The following is an 18785-nucleotide window of genomic DNA, read 5'->3' on the forward strand; positions in this document are numbered from 1 at the left end:
AGAGAAGAGGAGGAAGAGGGAGCCGGGGGCCGGTTAGTCGGTGAGGGGTTGGCCGTCGTCGTCGAGGCCCTGACGGCGTCGCCAGTCAGCCGCCCACGACTCCCACGCCTGCTGATCCGACTCAGAGATCCGGGGTGGTACCGGCGGAGGCGGCACCGGCGGCCACACCCGCCCCGGCAACAGCTCCGGCGGGGGCGGCGGTGACCAGCCGCGCAGCGGCACCGTCGGCGGGTCCACCGGATCAACCGGCCGTTCCGCCCGCCGCAGCGCCGCCGGGGGCGGGACCGCGCTCACGTCCGGCACCCAGCCCACCACCGGCCGCCGAGGAGCAGACGGAGCCGGGCGGGGAGCGACCACGGGCCGCGCCTGCTGTTCCGGCGGTTCCACGGGGTCGGGGGTGACGGCGGGGTGGCCGTAGCGGGTGGCCACGGTGTGGATGTCGTCGTCGTCCTGCCACGCCGCCCGGACCAGCACCGGAATCGGCGCCTCATCGGTACGGACGTAGCCCGTACCCGCACGGTCCATCGGGATCAGTTCGGCGTGGGCGCCGGCCGCGTGCGCGCCCCGGCCAAGGACAAGATCAACCTGGCCGTCCTCGGACATCCGCAGGCAGACCCGGACCGGGAACAGGTCCCGCCACGTCAGCACGTCCTTACGCGGGTCCTGCACGCCGCCGACGACGACGAAGCCGGGCGCCCGTCCTTGGGTGAGCAGCAGCGGCAACGATTCGGCCACCCGACGGCGTACCGCCACCGGCCCGTAGGCGGTCAGAAACGCGATTTCGTCCACCAGGACCACGACCAGCGGGTCACCCGGGGTAGGCCGATGCACCCGGGCGACCCCGCGCAGCCGGCCGGCACGCCGGGTCATCCGTTCGGCCGCTTCGTCGAGGAGATCCGCGATCGCTACCGGGTCCCAGGCGAACCGGGCGAACAGCGGCGCACCGCCGGCCAGTTCCATCCCGCCTTTGGGGTCGACGGCCCAGATCTCGACGAGACCGGCCCGGACCGCCGGGGCCAGGGCGCGCACGATCGCCCACAGGACCGAGCCCTTACCGGCCCCGGTAGCGCCGGCCACCAGGACATGCGAGCCGGCCAGCGGGAGCAGCCAGCGCCCGCCATCCTCGCGACGACCCACCGGCACCGCCGACAGATCCACCCCACCAGCCAGCCGAGACGTCCGACGAGCCGGACGCACCGGGGCGGGCATCGCAGCCGGCAGCAGCGACCAGGCGTCGGCGTCGAGCCCGTAGTCGTCGAGCCCGTCATCGTCAGCGGCCGTGTCGTCGACGGGAAGGGGTTCCGGGTCGACCGTGCGGCGCAGCGATTCCCGTAGTCGGACCGTGACCGTGGCCCGTCCGGCGTGACGGGCATCCGCCGCCACCGTCAGACCCCGGGCGCCGAGGGCCGCCGCGAGCCCAGGGACCGCCCGTTCCAGATCGGCAATCGACTGTCCCGGGCGGACCTGCACCGCCAGGACCGCACCCGCCGCCGAGCGGCGCACCCGCCGGACGCGGGGAGTGCGCTCCCAGGAGATCGACAGTCCGCAGGCTCGGCAGGCCGCAGCCCACCGCCGCCGCCACCGGCCGCCGGCCAGCCAGCCCAGCAGCGCCCGGCGCGACCACGGCAGCGCGAACACGACGGCCACCAGGACCAGCAGCCCGACCCGGCCAGCCCCCGGGCCGAACACGCCCGCCAGCCACCACAGCACGACCAGCGCGACCGCTTCGCGCCGCCAGTCCCAGACCCAGCGGCCCACGTAGCGGGCCAGCATCCACGGCACCGACGGGCGGACCGTCAGCCGGAAACCCCGCGAAACCCGGCCCGCCCGGACCCACATCACCCGTGCCACAGCACACCTTCCGATCAGCGAAATTGGGTCCGAGGGAGACGGCGGGCGGCAGCCGAACCCGTCAGAGTCCGAGCCGCCGCCCGCCGTGTCTGTGTCAGCTCTCGCGCTTGCCCGCCGCCGGCGGCGGGGCGCCGGTGATCGGCCGGATCTCCTGCGCGGAGAACGCCAGCCCGTGCCGGCTACCCATCTCCCACGCCAGCGCCTTGAGCCCGACGAAGGTCACCGGCTGCCCGAGCGTCAGCCGAGGCGCCGAGGTGGCCGCGACCTTGACGCGCAGCGTCGAGGCCCCCGACCCGGCGACCGCCACCGTGACCTGGACCTCCCACAGCGGGACGCCGTCGCGGTTGGCCCGGTGCTCGCCCTGGTAGACCGACGCCTCTGGCTCACCCATGACCACGGCCGCGACAATCGCCCCGGGGTCGATCGGAAGTTCACGCATGACAACCACTCCATTTCGTTGGTGAAACGCACGGCCGCACGGCCGGGCGGACAGTTTCCGGGCAGGCAAAAACCACGCCCAGGGAAAGAGGAGAGAGAGGAAAGAAACGGGTCGTGAATGCGCTACAGAGGGCGCACCACGACCACCGGAACCGGAGCCACCGGCCCCGACGGCGAGCCGGAGCCGGCCAGCCAGCCGAGCGCGACCCCGACCACGACCGCCACGACGAAACCGCCAATCATCGCCAGGATCGTGACCGCTACCAGGCGTTCCGACGTGGCACGTGCCCGCTCGTCTTCCGGCGACCAGGGCCGGGCCGGCATGTGCGGGTCCATCTAGCCCCGCCTCCAGACCACGGCCGTCCAGACCATGCCCGCGCCCAGCGGTGCCGCCAGAAGGGGCGCGTCACCGGACAGTCCGGCCAGGGTCAGGTACAGACCGCAGACCCACAGAACGAGCGGCCAAAACCACGGCCGCCGATATGTGCGCGGCATACAGCCTCCCAGAAAGGCACCGGGCGGGGCATTCCCGCCGTGGTGCCCACACTGCGCCGAACCGCTGGCAGAAAGCTGCACCTCAACCCGGCCAATAACTGGTTAAAGACCGGCACCGGACCGGCCTGTTCCTGGCACCAGACCGGTACGCGAGTGGCACCGAACTGGCACGCGAGTGGTACACGAGTGGCACCAGACCGGTATCCGCGCACCTCACGCGCCCCCGACCGGCCGAGCGCGCCCAGCCGGCCCGGCAGACACCGCCGGCCGACACCCAGGCCACACCGCGACTAGCACCTAAGTGCTATCAGGGGGGCGAAAATCTTCGCGGACGTTCCAGCACTTTCCGACACCCGCCGACACCGGCAAACACTGCCCGACACTGCCCAACACGTCCCCAAGCATCCGAGCCGACCCGACGGCCTGCGGACGGCTATGACTTCCTCCGTTTGCATCGCAATCTGGGCACATGGCGACGTCTTCCCCCGGAGCCGGCACCCGCCCGGACCCCGCACCCGGCCACCACGCCATCCCAACCAGCGCCACCAGGACCAGGCCCGCGACCCATCCCCACGGACCGTGTCCGGCCGACCTGTCGCAGCGACGACAGGGCCTAGCGGAGGCAAACGGGCCTAAACAACAGGGAAACGGAGAGAATGGTTTCTGTTGCCCTGAATCCCCGCGATCAGGACAACACCACCGAAAGGAGGAGACGGCGGGGGACAGCGGGGGCCGACCAACGGCCCCAGCCGGACCAGCCATGACCAGCACCCAGCCCGACGTTCCGACGCTCACGGACCAGCTCCGCGCCGCCATGCGCCACGGTGTGCGCGCCGCCAGTCTCGCCGCCCACGCACCCGAACTGATCGACCTGCTCACCGCCGGCAGCCCCGGCAGCCGCGACGAACGCGCCATCGCGGCCGAGCAGATCATCCGGGCAGCGACCGAGCCCCTCGGACCCAACGTCGGACCCGCCATGCGGATCATGCTCGGACTCGAACCCGGAACCTGGCACACCCGGATCGAGACCCGCCGCGACCGCGCCGCCCACCTGCTCGACATCGCCCCCAACACGTTCCGCCGCCGCCGCCACGAAGCCACCTACCTACGCGACATCGCCTGGCAGATCTGGCAGACCCAGCGCGACGGCACCACGTGACACCCGGCAAGGCGGGGGCAAATGCCACCGCGGATTCCCTCCGCCGACACACGAAGGCGGGGGCACAGGCCACAAGCCCATGCCCCCGCCCCGGCCGGCATCCTCCACCCGGCCACGCACCGCCGCCACCCAGGCCCACACCCGCGAACCGCCATCACCGCCGCCGCCGAGACACCCGCGATGAGCTGTCAGTTCAGCGGCGCGTTGACCCAGCCACCACGACCCACCAGACGCCACCCCGCGCCACCGGACCTACATCCCCGGCCCCCGCGCTCATAGCTTCCGTCCGACCAGACCGTAAATCCCGATCTCCTCGTCCTTGTATTGATCAGGGTCGGTGTCCGGGCGCCACCGATGCACCGGCACGATCCCCGGATCCAGGATCTCCAGACCCGCCGGCACCAGCGCCGCAACCTCATCCCGGCTACGGACCTGCACCGTGATGCCCGCCTTGCGGTACGCCTCCACGCCCAGCCGGGTCCGCTCCGGCGCGAAGTCCCCGGTGCCATGGCTGAGCACCAGCAGGCTGCCTTTCGGCGCCGCCGCCACCAGATCGGCCACGATCGACGCCGGATCGTCGCTGTCTGGGACGAAGTGCAACACCGCGACCAGCGACAACCCCACCGGCCGCGACAGATCCAGCGTCGTGCCTACCGCAGCGCTCGACAGGATCGCCTGCGGACTCCGTAAATCGGCATCCACGAACGCCGTCCGACCCTCCGGCGAGCCGGTCAGCAGCGCCCGCGCATGCACCAACACCAGCGGGTCATGATCGACGTAGACGACCCGGGCTGCCGGATTCACTCCCTGAGCGATCTGGTGCAGGTTCGGCTCTGTCGGGATCCCCGTACCCACGTCCAGGAACTGATCCACACCGGCACCGGCCGCGAACCGCACCGCCCGATGCAGGAACGCCCGATTCTCCCGCGCGCTCGTCCGTAGATGCGGCACGACCCCCAGCGCCTGTTGCGCCGCTACCTGATCCGCGCCGTAGTTGTTCTTACCGCCCAGCAGGTAGTCGTAGACCCGCGCCGTCTGCGCATGCCGCACATCCACGACCTGATCAGCCTGGTCATCGATGCCGACGCCGACGAAGTCCCACGTCATGGCGCGACCCGCTCTCCCACTCCAGATACGCCGACCGCGCCGGGCCGATGCCAGTCATCCAACGCCCGCAGGCCATCCGCGACCCGGCCCAACATCGCCGGATCCGTGCTGAACGTCACCGGAAACCACGGCAGCGGCAGCGCGACCGCCACCCGCCTCCGTAGCGGCGGCACGATTTCTCCCGCAGGACATGGCCGAGGCGCCATCGAGCCCGCCACCCGCGCCCACACGACCTTTCCCCCGGACCGTGCCCGGTACCACGACCACCGGGCACTGACCGCCTCGACCAGCAACAGCCCGCGCCCGGTCTCCTCGTCCGCGCCAGCCTGGACGACCTGCGGCACGGTGGCGTCGTCGTGGTCCCACACCTCGACCAGAACGCTGCCATTGCCAGCCGACAGCCGCACCGCCACGAAATCGGCATCCGGCCCACTTGCCTTCACCGCGTTCGACGCCAACTCACCGACGACCAGTTCCACGGACTCGACCGCGGCCGGATCCACACGCCAGCCCCGCAGCGTCGCCACGGCACGCCCGCGCACCTCCGACACCACCGCCGCCGTAGGACGGAAACGAGCGACAGCGACACGCGGCGCGACCGAGCTCGCTTGCCTTGTATGGCCTGGCGCCGTTTGTCTGTCTTTCCGGGCCGCCGTTGCTATCGGCGGCGCATTCGCGGCCATCGTTCACCTCACGTCTGTTGACCAGCCGTCCACGGCGGGCGGCCAGCGCCGGATATCTACCGCCGGCCCGCGCCGATACCAGCACGAGAACCGGAGTTTCCTTAGCTCTACGGGGCGAGGCGCCGCGCCGTCGCAATGACCGTGTCCGGCCCGCGCGGTTCATCAACGATCGTGACGTCGATCGCGCCGAACCCGGCCGCCGACAACAGGCACCGCCATTCCCGCCCCGTGTGCTCATAGCGGATCACTGGCACAGTGATACCGCCGCCGAGCGCCACGATTTCCCGACGCGGCCCCGTCCCGTCGCCGACAGTCGCCGAGACCGCCAGCAGCCCGCCCGGCGTGAGCTTGGCGCCCACCAGGTCCAGCAGAGATTCCGCCGGGTAGAAGCTGAAGGCGCCGAAGCACGAATAGCAGACGTCGAACCCTACGCAGCCGGACAGGTACCGGGCCGCATCCACGCAGTGGAAGGCCGGTTTCGGCCACCGCGCCCGCGCCCGCCGGATCTGGCCCGCCGCCGGGTCGATACCGACGCCATCCGCGCCGCACCCGACGAGATACGCCAGGTTGTCACCAGTGCCGCAGCCGAGTTCGACGACCCGACGACCCCGCACGTCACCCAGAAGGCTTACGCCCGGGTCCATGGTGCTGTCCCGGGTCCAACGGAATGCGTGCGCGGACGGTCGGTCGCCGAGCCCACGCGTCCCGATCCGGACCCGAGCGTGTGTCTCCCAGGCCGCTACGTTGACTGCGAGGGCATCCGCAGCCCGAAACAGGCCGCCGCCTCCGCCAGATGCCGCCGGATCACCCCGGCCACGAACTCGTCCTGTGAAGGGTCGTTTATCCATCTCGTTGCCTGTTCGAGATACCAGGCGATGATCCACAGACGGTGCCAGCCCATCGCCCAGGCCTCAGCCGGCAATCCGCCACGCGGCATCGCCACCTCGGCCGCCCCTCCGGCGCGTACGTAGTCATCCATGAATCCGCGCAGCGCGTCGAGATCCGCCGGGCCGGTCGTCCCCTGCCAGGACACCAGATCCAGCAGACCCGGACCGACGAACGCCCGCGCCCAGTCCAACAGACGCCAGCCGTCCGGCCCGATGTGCACGCTCGTCGGATGAAACTCCGAGTGACACAGCCCGAACGGCGCCACCTCCGCCCCCCGCGCCCGCTCCTCCGCCACCGCGCCCAGCTCGCCAAGAAGCACATCGAGATCCGACGCATCCACCCATCGGTCCCGCGACCGCAACGCTGTCAGGCTCTCCAGAGCGCGGCCCGGGAGCGCCGCGAGCGCAGCGCCGTCCAACACCGGCAGCCAACCCGGAGCAGGCACCGCATGGGTCACCACAGCCGCCGCGGCTCCATCCACGTCGGTGGCGGCCCGGACCGCGTCGCCGAGATCTTCCATCAGCATCCCGAGTTCGCCATCCCGGCGAACGCTCGCCACCAGGTACGGCACTGGCATGCCCAGGGCGTTGAGGTAGTCCAGTACGTCGGACTCACCCGTGAACGGCTCCCGCGCGTACTTGAAGATCGCATGACCGCCACCTGGCAGGCTCACCCGCTCCACCCCGGACAGCACCCACACCCGGATAGGCGAGCGAACCGCCCGACCCTCCTCGGCGAGCTCCGCCAGCAAAGCGGCCAGCAGCGACCCCGACTCGTCCATAGACCGGTCCGTCCTTCCATTCCTCGGTACCCGTCAGGCCAGTCCGACCGGCGAGGCGACCCGTGCGCGACCATCGCCGGTCGGAGTCAGGGACCGTCAGTCCGCCACGCCCGCCCGCAGCGCCAGGATCGAGCCGATCCACTCCGCCTTGAACGCTCCGAGGTCCGACCGGAACCGCTCAAGATCCGCGCCGTACGGCAGAACCGCACCGCCGGACATGTTCGCCGACGACTGACAGGCATGCACGAGCCTGCCCCCGAGCGCCGCATGCGCCTTGATCGCGTCGCGTCGCCGGTACTCGTTGAAGAACCCGCCGTGGTACAGCCCGTCGATCCGGTCGCCCTCCGCCTCATCCAGATCGAAGACGACGCGCGCCGTGGCCGGGAAGAACCAGCACGGCCCGATGTCCGTGATCTCCCCCGACGGCTCCACCCGGTTCAGCGCCGCCAGCGTCGCCGACTCTCGCAAGATCCGAAGATCCTCCTCCGTCACCTCCGACAGGTCCGGGTCAGTCAGCCGCTCGCGGTCGAACAGGTGGCCGTACACCAGCTCGGCCGTCTCCAGGACATCCGCCGGGTCCGACGTCCGCCGCCCGTACCGATGCACGAATTCGAGCGCCTGCTGTTCCACCGCCGCCGTCTCCGTCTCCTCGGAACCCAGCAGCCGATCCACCACCAGATCCCAGTCGACGAGCAACCACGTCGGCGCCGCGCTGTGCCGGTAGAAGTAGGCGTCCGGGTCGATGCTCACCCGCGCCCCGTCCACCTCGATCCCCGGAATCCGGTTCCACGTCGGCGTGAACGGCTCACCCGTCCTGACCGTGATCTGACGCTGCGTTGGACTGTCCGTCATGGCGGTTCCTCCCGTCTTTGCGCCGCCAGCCCGCGAACCGCACATGTGAGGACTCGGTCGGGCGGAGTACCGGTGGTGAGTCGCCCTGTCGCGAATCGCCACAGCCATGACACAATCCGCACAGCTCGCAGGCACAGAGCGCAACTCCCAAGTGCGGCCCGCACGCACCGGCAAGTGCGTGCGCCGCCCGAACATCAGAAGGCCGGGGACGACACGTGGCATCTCACCCGCTGCCTGACGGGGCACTCGCCGAGTTTTCCGCGCTCATGCAACAGCTCGTCGCCGAGCACGCCACGAGTTACACCGACCTCAGCCGCCGCATCACCTACAGTCGTCAGCAGATCTCCCGCGCCGCCAATGGCCAGGAGGTCCCATCCGAAGGACTCGCCCGAGCGCTGGACGATGCCCTCAGCGCGGATCAACGCCTCGTCGGGTTGCGCGGCCGGGCGGATCGCGAGAGGCACGCGCGTAGACTTGGGATCAATCTGGCTGGCTTCACCCAGACCTCGGACGAGCAGGAGGAGGCCGGGTCAACGAACAGGCGCGCGTTCGTCACTGTCGACCCGGTCAGCGATGCGTTGCATGAGGAGAAGCCGACGGACCGCCGCGAGTTCGTTGCCCTGCCCGCACTTTCCGCACTGGTACCCGGGCAGAACCTACCCACCGACCGCTCACCGTCTATCGTTTCGATGTCCGACGACGCAGACAACGCGCTTCGCGCTCTTTCGCGCGCTGACGATGCTGCGCCCTCCGAAGTCATCGACCTCCTGTGGTCGGGCGTGCGCCGCCTCGCCCATGCCTACGGCGATCAGCTCACCTTCCTGGTCGATGATCTAGTCATCGCCCGTAAGGCAGCGTTCCGACTCCTCGACGACGCCACCACGCCAGCCAAGAGCCGGGACCTCTACTTCCTCGCCGGCATCGTCTGCGCGATGCTCGCCCACACCGCCCGCGACCGAGGCCAGCCCGACACCGCGTTGTCCTACCAGCACAGCGCGCTCCTCTGCGCCGACAGATCCGGCCACAGCGGACTACGCATCTTCGCCCGCACCGAACAGGCCGCCACCGCCTACTGGACAGGGCACCACACCGAGTCGGCCCGCCTCGCCCGAATGGCGACCGACGAAGCGCGTTCTGTCCGAGGCTCCCTGTCAGTCCTACCAGCTGTCCAAGAGGCACGTGCGTGGGCCGCCGCAGGACGAGCTGACCTCGCGACTGACGCCATCACCAGGGCCGCCGATCTCCGCGACAGCGTGACCCCGGACGACCTGGACGACATCGGCGGAATCCTCGCTCTCCCGCTACCCGAACAGCTCGGCATCGTCGCCGGAACGGCAGCGTGGCTCCCCAGCGCTCCCGACGCAGAACGCGCGGCCCGCCAAGCCATCCACGCGTTCCAGACAGCCGCACCCCACGAGCGCTCCTACAACTCCGAAGCAATCGCGCACGCCGACCTGGCACTTGCGTGCGTACGCCTCGGCTCCCTGGACGAAGCGGCAAGTGCCGTCGCCCCGATCCTCGACGTTCCACCTACACGCCGCGTACATCAGATCCAGACCAGCGTCGCCCGGGTCGCACACGCGCTGACTGACGCACGTTTCGAGCACTCCACCACAGCCCGCGACGCCGTCGCCGCCATCCACTCGTTCAGGGATGCCGGGTAGAAGATCGTCCGCGAATACCCGAGTCGAAGACCCTCCCCTCAGTTACCGATGCTCTTGATTGCCTGCGTGATTTCGTGAAGACTTCCTGTCGGTCTATGCATGACACCCCGAAAATCTGAAAGATCCACGGTGTAAGAAACCTCCGGAATCGTCCCGAATGGCCCGTCGGCCTTTACTGTAAAGGTGAAGGCCTCCCGGCCGCTCTCCGGAATTAGGTTGAACCCCTGGCCGAGAGGCCAGGTCAGCGAGCGTCCGGGGGCGAGGGAGCTGATTCCCTCCGCGAGGCGGACCTGAGCCGCATGTGCCCGGTCTCGCATTTGATCGATAGATGCCAAGGGCGGGTCAACTGCGACCGTCACGTTCAGTGCTACCGTCGGCCCGCTATTGCCAACAATCAGGTTCAGCAGAGTTCCGACGGTCTCATCAGGCCTGACGTCCACCCAGACGTACGGCTGCGCAGCATCAATACGTAGTTGCCGTTGAATTTCCGTTTGCTCTTCTGCGGCACGTGCCGCACGGGTCGCCGCACGCGTAGCCAGATGGCCGAAGTATAAAGAAAACGCGGCAATAGCTGCGGCCCCAATTGAGACCCCAGTTTCGACGTTCATCGGGCTGTGCCTCTTTTCTCGAATTCTTGCGGCCTCATTTGTTCGCCGAACACCAATTACGTCTCACCTGAGCCCGCCACTGAACGCGACGAACCCGGCCATCGCGGCAAGGATCCCGGTCCGCGTCATTGCCACCGCGCTGCCCGGATCCTTCGCATGCAGGTAGAAGATCGGCGCCTTCATCCATGGCACCGTGAGCACGACCAGCCCGCCGAATCCGAGCCCCAGCAACAGCGCCCGCTGCCATCCACTGCCGCGCCGGACCGCTCCCCCTTTGCCTGCCACGAGGAAGGTTGTACGCCATCGCCGCGCCGTGCCAGCGGCATGCCTCCGTTGGAGACAAGCGGAACCGCTGTCCGCCATCGGATGGGACGCCGGTGGCGACCATCCACCAGTGCGCAGGGCGCTGTCAACGAAGGGCGACGAAGATGGTCGAGTCTCAGGTGAGGCTTGACGACAAGATCGACCAAAAAGATCGACCAAAATCGCTGTCGCAGACTTTCTGTACGGGTTCAAGGGCGGCCTTCGGCCGCCGTGGTGGGGCGCGCCGTGCGCGCCGCACACGCCGCTCCGGGTGGGGCCCGTCAGCCCCGCCACGCCCCGGGGCCCCGCCTCGCTTCGCTCGGCACCCCGGGCGTGTCGGGTCTGCCACCCACCCGGAACGTCGGAGCGTCGGCCCGTCGCACCCCACCACCAGGACCATGAAGGCCACCGCGGAATCCGTCAGTAGGCAGCGCGAGCCCGTAGGCATGACAGTGAGCCGGGCGGGTCGGGTTTAGTGCTCGGGGGCCAGCCCCCGAACCCCCGGCCGCCTCCGGAGAGGGGGCAGGGCAGGGCGAGAGTCCGCGTGTCTCCTCCGGTGAGCAGGCACCCAGAGGGTTGCCACAGGAACCTCGACCGCGCAAGACCCGCACCATGGCCGCTGTGGGCGGTCGCCAGGCCGCGCACGCTCCGCACGGCGGACGACGAGTGTGAGCACCGACGGCGGAGCGCACCCGACCAGCCGGCCGCAGGTTCCGACGGCGGATCTTGCACGGCCGAGAACCCTGCGGCAAAGCAGAGCTTGCCTGCCCACCGGAGAAGCCCCGCTCAGCCGGGGGTATGACGGGGCAGAGCCCCGAGGCCCCGGGACACGGCGACGGCCGGCAGCCCCCGTGAGGAGAGCTGCCGGCCGCCGGTGGGCGGGAGGCGTCAGGCCCGGCAGGAACAGCGCGACGGGCGCCGGACGCGCAGCAGGTCCGCCAGGTGCATAACTTCCTCGGGGAGCATCCGCATGACCAGGCCGACCATCCGGGCACCGGCCGCACCATCGCCAGCCGCCGTGATGACCTCCCATACCGCGAGCTGATACGGAGTCAGCCCGGGGTCTGGAGCAACGTCGGTCCCGACCGCTGGCACCCAGCCACCCTCTTGCCCGTCGGCGTCGCCGGGTGTGGTCAGCGCGTCCGCCAGGTCAGGGACCGCGCAGGGCCGGACGGAGACCGCCACGGCCTGACCGGCTCCCTCCTGAAAGATCAGCGTGACCGTGGTCCCGCCGTACGGCCGCGACGCCACGTGATCCACCAGGATCGACGGCGGGAGCATCGAGACCGCGCCTACCAGGTCACGCGGGGTGGCACCCGAGCGCAACGTCACCCCATGCCGACCACCGCCAAGCGGAGTGACATGGGCACGTGGCCGAGCCGCCGGCCAGCCGTTCTCCCCGCTCACCGGGCCACCGCCACACGGGCCGCGCCGACCAGGGAGCCGACCAGGTCAGCACCGATCGGATCACCCGTGTCGATCCCGTCATGAGCCGCAAGCAGCCGCACGCCCTCCCGCCGCAGCATGCCCAGAACCGCCGACCGGCCCGCGTCCATCGCCGCGATGCGGTCGATCGAGTCGACCACGACGACGTCGTAGCCACCGGTCCGGACCATCCGCAGGACCGCCGCCCAGGCAGCAAGCCCCCCACCGAGCTGGCAGACCGAGCCGCCCGCCGTCCAGCCCCGCGCCGCGCACGCCGCCTGAAACACCACCTGCTGATCTGCCACGTCCGGCGCACCGACCGCCCGGCGGGTGAACGACAACGCCCGCACCGCCGACACCGAACCCCAGTACACCCGCACCCCCGGCAACGCCCGGGTGATAACGGCAGCCTTCTCTGCGCTCGACAGCTCACTGTCGTCGCTGGTCATTCCATCTGGCATGATGGCCATCAGGTTCCACTCCTTGCTAGATCAAGGTTTGGGATCTAGGCCCGGGGTTGGTGCTGGTAACACCACTCCGGGCCGCTTATTGAGTTTTCTTTCTACCTACCACTATAGGCGTTCCGCCCGGTAGGCGCAGCCGAATAGGGAAATCCAGGCAGGTAAATCGGGCGGGTAACGCGGCTCCAATCTTGTAATTCCCTGCCCGGTGAAGAATGCGCCCCGCCGGATTTGAACCGGCACGGGAAACGGCCACCTGGACTACGCCGCCAGCCCCCGAGCCCGACGCCCACCAGGACCACGCCCACCGCGACCGCCACCGACCGGCCCGGACGCCCGGACCCGCCGACACGACAAGGGAGCGAGCCCGAAGGCCGCCCCCGGCATGCTTGCTCCAGCTAGCGCAGTTCAGACGTTGCTACGACGTACTACTTGCGTAGTCGTTCACATCTCGTCGCACGGACGGACCGGCCGATACCAGGCAGATGACTACCGGTGGCAAGATCGGAGCTGTGACAGCCACGGGGGACGGAGACGGCGGACGCGGGTGGGACTTCTTTGTGTCCTACACTTCTGCCGACCAGCGGTGGGCGGAGTGGGTGGCCTGGCAGTTGGAGGACGCGGGGTACCGCGTCCTGGTCCAAGCGTGGGACTTTGTGCCGGGGTCGAACTTCGCCAGCGGGATGCAGCAGGGCATCGAACACGCCCGCTGGATGATCGCCCTCTTGTCGCGTGACTACCTTGCGTCACAGTATGGCAGCCAGGAGTGGCAGGCTGCGGCGATGGCCGACCCGGTCGAGTTCCCCCGCAAACTCATTCCCGTCCGCGTCCAGGACTGCCCGCGACCGGGACTGCTGCGCAAGATCGTGTCCTTCGACCTGTTCGATCTACCCCCTGACACCGCCCGCCGCCGCCTGCTCGACGGCGTCCGCGCCACCATGGACGGTCGGACCAAGCCCAAGGAACCACCCCCCTTCCCCATCCCCCCAGGCCCGGTGCCCCCTGTCGCCGAACCGGACTTTCCCCCGTCAATCGCCCTTCCGCAGCCGATCGGCCAACCCCTCAGCGGCCACACCGGCGGCGTGGCGTCGGTGGCGTTCACGGCGGACGGACGCACTCTCGCTACCGCCAGCCTCGACGGGACGGTGTGGCTGTGGGACGTCGCCGGGCCCACCAGCCCCCGACCGATCGGCCGGCCCCTCGCCGGCCACACCTTCGCCGTGTTATGGGTGGCGTTCACGGCGGACGGACGCACTCTCGCTACCGCCAGCGTCGACGGGACGGTGTGGCTGTGGGACGTCGCCGGGCCCACCAGCCCCCGACCGATCAACCAGCCCCTCACCGGCCCCGCCGGCAACCTGCGGTCAATGGCGTTCACGGCGGACGGACGCACCGTCGCCACCGGCAGCGGCTGGAAGGTGCGGCTGTGGGACGTCGCCGAGCCCACCCGCCCCCGACTGATCGGCCAACCCCTCAGCCGCCACACCGACACCGTGGCGTCGGTGGCGTTCACGGCGGACGGACGCACTCTCGCCACCGGCAGCTTCGACCGGACGGTGCGGCTGTGGGACGTCGCCGAGCCCACCAGCCCCCGACCGATCGGCCGACCCCTCACCGGCCACACCGGATTCGTGTTGTCGGTGGCGTTCACGGCGGACGGACGCACCCTCGCCACCGGCAGCTTCGACCGGACGGTGCGGCTGTGGGACGTCGCCGAGCCCACCCGCCCCCGACCGATCGGCGAACCCCTCGCCGGCCACACCGACACCGTGGCGTCGGTGGCGTTCACAGCGGACGGACGCACCCTCGCCACCGGCAGCTTCGACCGGACGGTACGGCTGTGGGACGTCGCCGAGCCCACCCGCCCCCGACCGATCGGCGAACCCCTCGCCGGCCACACCGACACCGTGGCGTCGGTGGCGTTCACAGCCGATGGACGCACCCTCGCCACCGGCAGCTTCGACCGGACGGTACGGCTCTGGCGGATGCACTGAGCCGTACCGCACAGAGGCGTTGCTACGACGGACTACTTGCGTAGGTGATGCCGCTCCAGTCCCCGCAGCCGAGCCAGCGTCACGACGGCCGCACGGGAGAGCTGGATAGTGACGTGCGTCACCTGGCGAGATGAAACCGCAGGTCACGGCATTGTGGATCACGAGGGTCATAAACCTACTTCGCGACTCCTGTGCACCGCCACGAAGTAGCGGAGGTCCCGGACATGCACGTCCATAACCATTGGTTATCACAGTGGGTCTTGGACCGGCACGGAGCAACCCGGCACGGTGGTCCTGTGGGTTCCTGAACGCTACGGCGCAACCCGCGAGAGGGGGACACTATGGAGGCACTCGTCTACGACCCGGACCGGCCGGCTGGCCTGCGTCTGGCGGAGGTGGCCGAACCGGTTCTGAGGCCCGATGAGGCGTTGGTCGAGGTCCGGGCGATCTCGTTGAACTTCGGTGAGCTGGCCTACCGGACGGGGCGCGCCCAGCCTGGTCAGGTCCACGGATGGGACGCCGCCGGGGTCGTGGTCGCCGGGGCCGAGGACGGCTCCGGTGCCGTGCCCGGCACGCCGGTCGTGACCTTCGGTTGGGACGGTGCCTGGGCCCGCCGCCGCGCCGCGTCCACCGCGGACCTGGCGGTGCTGCCCACCGCGCTCGATCCGGGCGCGGCGGCGGCGCTGCCCGTCGCCGGGGTGACCGCGCTGCGGGCGATCCGCCGGCTGGGCTCGGTCCTCGGCCGCCGGGTGCTGATCACCGGGGCCTCCGGCGGGGTGGGACGGTTCGCCGTACAGCTGGCCGCCCGGGCCGGCGCCGAGGTCATCGCGTCGGTCGGGACCCCGGAACGCGGCGAGGGACTCGGCCGGCTGGGTGCCACGGACATCGTCATCGGCCCGGCGAACGTGACCGGACCGGTCCACGGAGCTCTCGACAACGTCGGCGGAACGCAACTCGCCGAGGCGTTCGCGCTGCTCGAGCCGGGCGGGGTCGCGCTGGCCATCGGGAAGGCGTCCGGCCAGCCGACCACCATCGACTTCGAGCAGGAACGGCACCGGTCCGGGGACCGGCGGATCGAGCCGTTCGTCATCGGCTCCGGGCTGGCCGCGGACCTCGGCTACCTCGTCCGGTTGCTCGGTCAGGGAAGGCTGGATCCCCAGATCGGCTGGCGTGGCTCCTGGGAGCGGGCGCCCGAGGCGGTCGAGGCGCTGCTGTCCCGCCGCGTCGCGGGCAAGGCCATCCTCGACATCCCGGCCTGAGCGGCGCCGTCACCAACCGCGCCGGTCCCGCGGGCGCGCCATGGACCGAGCGAACCAAGTGAACCAAACCGACCGAACCGACGCTGGCGGACCTGCGCCACCGGCCGGCGAGGGACACGACCCAGTAGTGATCCTGGGGACAACGGCCGCCGGGCGTGCGAAGGAAGATCATTTTCGCACACCCTTTGGCCCTCTAGAAGATCTCGAGGAGCGTGAGCGTGGAACTCGGTGTCAGTGGTCTTAACGCGAAGGCGACGGCCGGCCCGGAGGCGACCGTCCGCCTGGCACGGCTGGCCGAGGAGCTGGGGTATCGCTCCTGGTGGGCCGGTGAACACGTCGTCCTGCCCAGCCCTCGGGTGCCGGCCTCGCCGATGGAGGCGACGGACCCGATCCTCGACCCCCTGATCCACCTGACCTACGTGGCCGCGGCCACCCGGCGGCTCGAGCTGGGCACCGGGATCATCATCCTTCCCCAGCGCAACCCGCTGGTTCTGGCCAAGCAGGTGGCGAGCCTGGACGTGCTGAGCGAAGGGCGAACGCTGCTCGGCGTCGGCGCCGGCTACCTGGAGCCGGAGATGTCCGCCATCGGGGTGCCGATGGCCGGGCGCGGCCGCCGCACGGACGAGTACCTGGACGCGATGGCGTCGCTCTGGCTCGATCCCCAGCCCGTCTACAGCGGGCAGTACGTCTCGTTCGCAGACATCGACGCGCATCCTCGGCCCGTGCGCCCGGGCGGCCCGCGAGTCGTGATCGGCGGTCACAGCCCGGCCGCCTACCGACGCGCGGTCGCCCGTGGGCACGGATGGTTTGGCAACGGCACCGCCGCCGACCTCGCCACCCACCTGTCTGGACTGGCCGCGGCAGCGGTCGAGATCGAGCGACCGGCCCGGCTCGGCCGTCTGGAAATCATCTATATGCAGCTCGATCCGATCGAGGTCACCGCTGCCGCGGCCCGCCGGTACGCCGAACTCGGGGTCGACCGTCTCCTTGTGTATCCGCTGCCGATCGAGTCGGAGAGTGACGTCGCCGCTTTCCTGGAACGGCACGCTTCCCTACCCCGCTGACCGTGTCCCCGAGTCCGATCGTCCGATCAGCCGAAGACCGGACTCGCGGCTCGCTACGCCTCGACCACCGCCGCCTGGGCGCCCGATCCCTTCCAGTCGACAAGCTGCACGATGATGCCGTTGGGGTCGCGAACCTGAAAAGCCCGCTCCCCCCACTCCTCCTCGGTCAGCGGCATAGTGATCATCACACCCTCGCCACGCAGCCGGGCGAGCTCACCTTCCAGGTCGTCGACGACGAAGGCGATGATGAGCCCGCCCGCACGGTCGTCGCGCTGGTCGGCGGGAAGCGTTGGCAGGCCACGGCGCAGGAAGACGACGTTCATACCGGCGTCGTCGCGGACGAGGGAAGCGAATCCCTCCGCGGCCAGCTGCTCGGCGAAGCCGAAGTGCCGGGTCAGGAAGCCCGCCGACGCCTCGACATCGTCGACGTTCAGTGAGACGGCGGATGAAATGATCTTCATGGTTGGCCCTTCAGGATCGACAACTCTGTACGATGTACAACATACATCGTACAGTGTTTTGTGTACGAAGATGGCCAGGTGACGGATGAACGCTCGGGATCTGGTGACCCGGCACGCACGCTGGCGCTGCTGTGGGGGAAGCCGCTCGCACCATCCCGCCGTGGACCGGCCAGGGGGCTGGAGCTGAGTGCCGTGGTCGACACCGCCATCGGGCTGGCCGACCGCGAAGGGCTGGCCGCGGTGACCATGCGCGCGGTCTCCCGGGCACTCGGCGTCGTGCCGATGACCCTCTACACCTATGTGCCGGGCAAGGCCGAGATGCTTGACCTGATGCTGGACGCGGTCTACATCCGGACGCCGCGCGCGGACACCACGGGCGCGCGCTGGCGCACGCGGTTGACCGCCGTCGCCGACGAGAACCGAGCACTCTTCTCGGCGCATCCCTGGGCCGCCGAGATCTCGACCCTCCGCCCGCCACTCGGACCAGGCCTCATGGCGAAGTACGAGCACGAGCTGTCAGCACTCGACGGGCTCGGCCTTTCCGATGTGGAGATGGACGACTGCCTGACCTACCTGCTGTCCTTCGTGCAGGCCAATGCCAGGGAGGCGCACCAGGCAGCCGCCGTGGCGACCGCCGGCGATGACGCGCAGTGGTGGGCGCGCGTCGGCCCGCTGCTCGCCCAGGTGCTCGACGAACGGCGCTACCCGCTGGCCAGCCGGGTCGGCACCGCCGCCGGTGAGGCGCATGGCAGCGCCCACGACCCCGACCACGCGTACCGCTTCGGCCTGGCCCGCGTCCTCGACGGCCTGGCCTCCCTCATCGAACGCGCCGAGCCAGGTTCGCCGGGCAGGCAGCTCAGCGCCGACGGCACCGGTTGACGCCGAATCGACCGCCAGTCATGTGTCATCCACGCGATCTCGGCCGGACCTCGGGATAGCGAGACTGCTCGCCGGGATGCACGGATCAGGCCGGGCCAGAACGCGCGACCCGAAAATCGTGTCTTCGACGCCAGTCTCCACGGCCAAGAACTCTAGTGGCGCCGCCTCGACCGCAGAAAGCCCATGATCGTTGGGTTGCGGCTGTCGGCGGTGTCGCCGCGGCAGCAGGCCGGCGCCGACGGTCGCGCCGAGTCATCACCGTGGTCGCGCCCGCGAGGCCATGGCGGACGGAAGCCTTTCCGCCGATCTCGCGCACCGGACGAGGTCATTCCCAGGCGGGAATTGTCGGTCACCATCGCCGCCCACAGGATCTGGGTCCACAGGTCCAGGCGACATACCGACAAAGGAGATTC

Annotated in this window: 19 protein-coding genes; 6 read left to right on the forward strand and 13 right to left on the reverse strand. The window is 70.0% G+C overall.

Annotated features, from left to right (window positions below; translation table 11 throughout):
- Positions 1–33: 33 nt before the first annotated feature.
- From QOZ89_RS15395 to QOZ89_RS15405, 3 genes are all read right to left on the reverse strand, one after another.
- Positions 34–1851, reverse strand: coding sequence for an FtsK/SpoIIIE domain-containing protein (locus QOZ89_RS15395; protein WP_312624095.1), 1818 nt, complete (start codon positions 1849–1851; stop codon positions 34–36).
- 94 nt (positions 1852–1945) lie between these two features.
- Positions 1946–2290 carry a hypothetical protein gene (locus QOZ89_RS15400; RefSeq protein ID WP_312624096.1) on the reverse strand — a complete coding sequence of 115 codons (345 nt, stop codon included), beginning with the start codon at positions 2288–2290 and terminating at the stop codon, positions 1946–1948.
- A gap of 122 nt (positions 2291–2412) precedes the next feature.
- Entirely contained in the window at positions 2413–2613 is a 201-nt protein-coding gene (locus QOZ89_RS15405) for a hypothetical protein (RefSeq protein WP_312624097.1), read from the reverse strand.
- A 931-nt stretch (positions 2614–3544) separates the two neighbouring features.
- Here QOZ89_RS15405 and QOZ89_RS15410 point away from each other — a divergent pair.
- Positions 3545–3943 carry a hypothetical protein gene (locus tag QOZ89_RS15410; RefSeq protein ID WP_312624098.1) on the forward strand — a complete coding sequence of 133 codons (399 nt, stop codon included), beginning with the start codon at positions 3545–3547 and terminating at the stop codon, positions 3941–3943.
- 273 nt (positions 3944–4216) lie between these two features.
- Here QOZ89_RS15410 and QOZ89_RS15415 read toward each other — a convergent pair whose 3' ends face one another.
- From QOZ89_RS15415 to QOZ89_RS15435, 5 genes are all read right to left on the reverse strand, one after another.
- Entirely contained in the window at positions 4217–5050 is an 834-nt protein-coding gene (locus QOZ89_RS15415; protein WP_312624099.1) for an SAM-dependent methyltransferase, read from the reverse strand.
- Positions 5047–5712 (reverse strand): ATP-binding protein, encoded by a 666-nt coding sequence (locus QOZ89_RS15420; protein WP_397428781.1) that lies wholly within the window; start codon positions 5710–5712, stop codon positions 5047–5049. Before QOZ89_RS15420 ends, QOZ89_RS15415 begins: the two co-directional genes overlap by 4 nt.
- A 128-nt stretch (positions 5713–5840) precedes the next feature.
- Positions 5841–6377 carry a class I SAM-dependent DNA methyltransferase gene (locus QOZ89_RS15425; RefSeq protein WP_312624101.1) on the reverse strand — a complete coding sequence of 179 codons (537 nt, stop codon included), beginning with the start codon at positions 6375–6377 and terminating at the stop codon, positions 5841–5843.
- 95 nt (positions 6378–6472) lie between these two features.
- Positions 6473–7402, reverse strand: coding sequence for an aminoglycoside phosphotransferase/kinase family protein (locus QOZ89_RS15430; RefSeq protein ID WP_312624102.1), 930 nt, complete (start codon positions 7400–7402; stop codon positions 6473–6475).
- 96 nt (positions 7403–7498) lie between these two features.
- On the reverse strand, positions 7499–8254 hold the full coding sequence (locus QOZ89_RS15435) for a hypothetical protein (RefSeq protein WP_312624103.1): 756 nt from the start codon (positions 8252–8254) through the stop codon (positions 7499–7501).
- 215 nt (positions 8255–8469) lie between these two features.
- Between QOZ89_RS15435 and QOZ89_RS15440 the strand changes: the two genes are divergently transcribed.
- Positions 8470–9918 (forward strand): NsdA family TPR-like regulatory protein, encoded by a 1449-nt coding sequence (locus tag QOZ89_RS15440; RefSeq protein WP_312624104.1) that lies wholly within the window; start codon positions 8470–8472, stop codon positions 9916–9918.
- Positions 9919–9956: 38 nt separating this feature from the next.
- Here the strand turns inward: QOZ89_RS15440 and QOZ89_RS15445 are convergent, their stop codons facing one another.
- The 4 genes from QOZ89_RS15445 to QOZ89_RS15460 form a co-directional block, all read right to left on the reverse strand.
- The gene (locus QOZ89_RS15445) at positions 9957–10526 is read right to left on the reverse strand and encodes a DUF8453 domain-containing protein (protein ID WP_312624105.1); all 570 of its coding nucleotides are present in this window, start codon (positions 10524–10526) and stop codon (positions 9957–9959) included.
- A gap of 63 nt (positions 10527–10589) precedes the next feature.
- The gene (locus QOZ89_RS15450) at positions 10590–10811 is read right to left on the reverse strand and encodes a hypothetical protein (RefSeq protein ID WP_312624106.1); all 222 of its coding nucleotides are present in this window, start codon (positions 10809–10811) and stop codon (positions 10590–10592) included.
- A gap of 906 nt (positions 10812–11717) precedes the next feature.
- Positions 11718–12236 (reverse strand): hypothetical protein, encoded by a 519-nt coding sequence (locus QOZ89_RS15455; RefSeq protein ID WP_312624107.1) that lies wholly within the window; start codon positions 12234–12236, stop codon positions 11718–11720.
- Entirely contained in the window at positions 12233–12724 is a 492-nt protein-coding gene (locus QOZ89_RS15460) for a recombinase family protein (RefSeq protein ID WP_312624108.1), read from the reverse strand. Before QOZ89_RS15460 ends, QOZ89_RS15455 begins: the two co-directional genes overlap by 4 nt.
- A gap of 551 nt (positions 12725–13275) precedes the next feature.
- Between QOZ89_RS15460 and QOZ89_RS15465 the strand changes: the two genes are divergently transcribed.
- The 3 genes from QOZ89_RS15465 (at position 13276) to QOZ89_RS15475 (ending at position 17032) form a co-directional block, all read left to right on the forward strand.
- On the forward strand, positions 13276–14709 hold the full coding sequence (locus QOZ89_RS15465) for a toll/interleukin-1 receptor domain-containing protein (RefSeq protein ID WP_312624109.1): 1434 nt from the start codon (positions 13276–13278) through the stop codon (positions 14707–14709).
- Positions 14710–15050: 341 nt separating this feature from the next.
- Positions 15051–15968, forward strand: coding sequence for a zinc-binding dehydrogenase (locus tag QOZ89_RS15470; RefSeq protein WP_312624110.1), 918 nt, complete (start codon positions 15051–15053; stop codon positions 15966–15968).
- 218 nt (positions 15969–16186) lie between these two features.
- Positions 16187–17032, forward strand: a complete 846-nt coding sequence (locus tag QOZ89_RS15475) for an LLM class F420-dependent oxidoreductase (protein ID WP_071052669.1) — start codon at positions 16187–16189, stop codon at positions 17030–17032.
- 53 nt (positions 17033–17085) lie between these two features.
- On the opposite strand, the gene QOZ89_RS15480 is transcribed toward QOZ89_RS15475, so the two are convergent.
- Positions 17086–17493, reverse strand: coding sequence for a VOC family protein (locus QOZ89_RS15480; protein ID WP_071052668.1), 408 nt, complete (start codon positions 17491–17493; stop codon positions 17086–17088).
- A 78-nt stretch (positions 17494–17571) separates the two neighbouring features.
- Between QOZ89_RS15480 and QOZ89_RS15485 the strand changes: the two genes are divergently transcribed.
- On the forward strand, positions 17572–18372 hold the full coding sequence (locus QOZ89_RS15485; protein WP_071052667.1) for a TetR/AcrR family transcriptional regulator: 801 nt from the start codon (positions 17572–17574) through the stop codon (positions 18370–18372).
- The last annotated feature ends 413 nt before the right edge of the window (positions 18373–18785 follow it).

Source organism: Pseudofrankia coriaricola (assembly GCF_032027725.1).
In the GTDB taxonomy this organism is placed as follows: Bacteria; Actinomycetota; Actinomycetes; order Frankiales; family Frankiaceae; genus Pseudofrankia.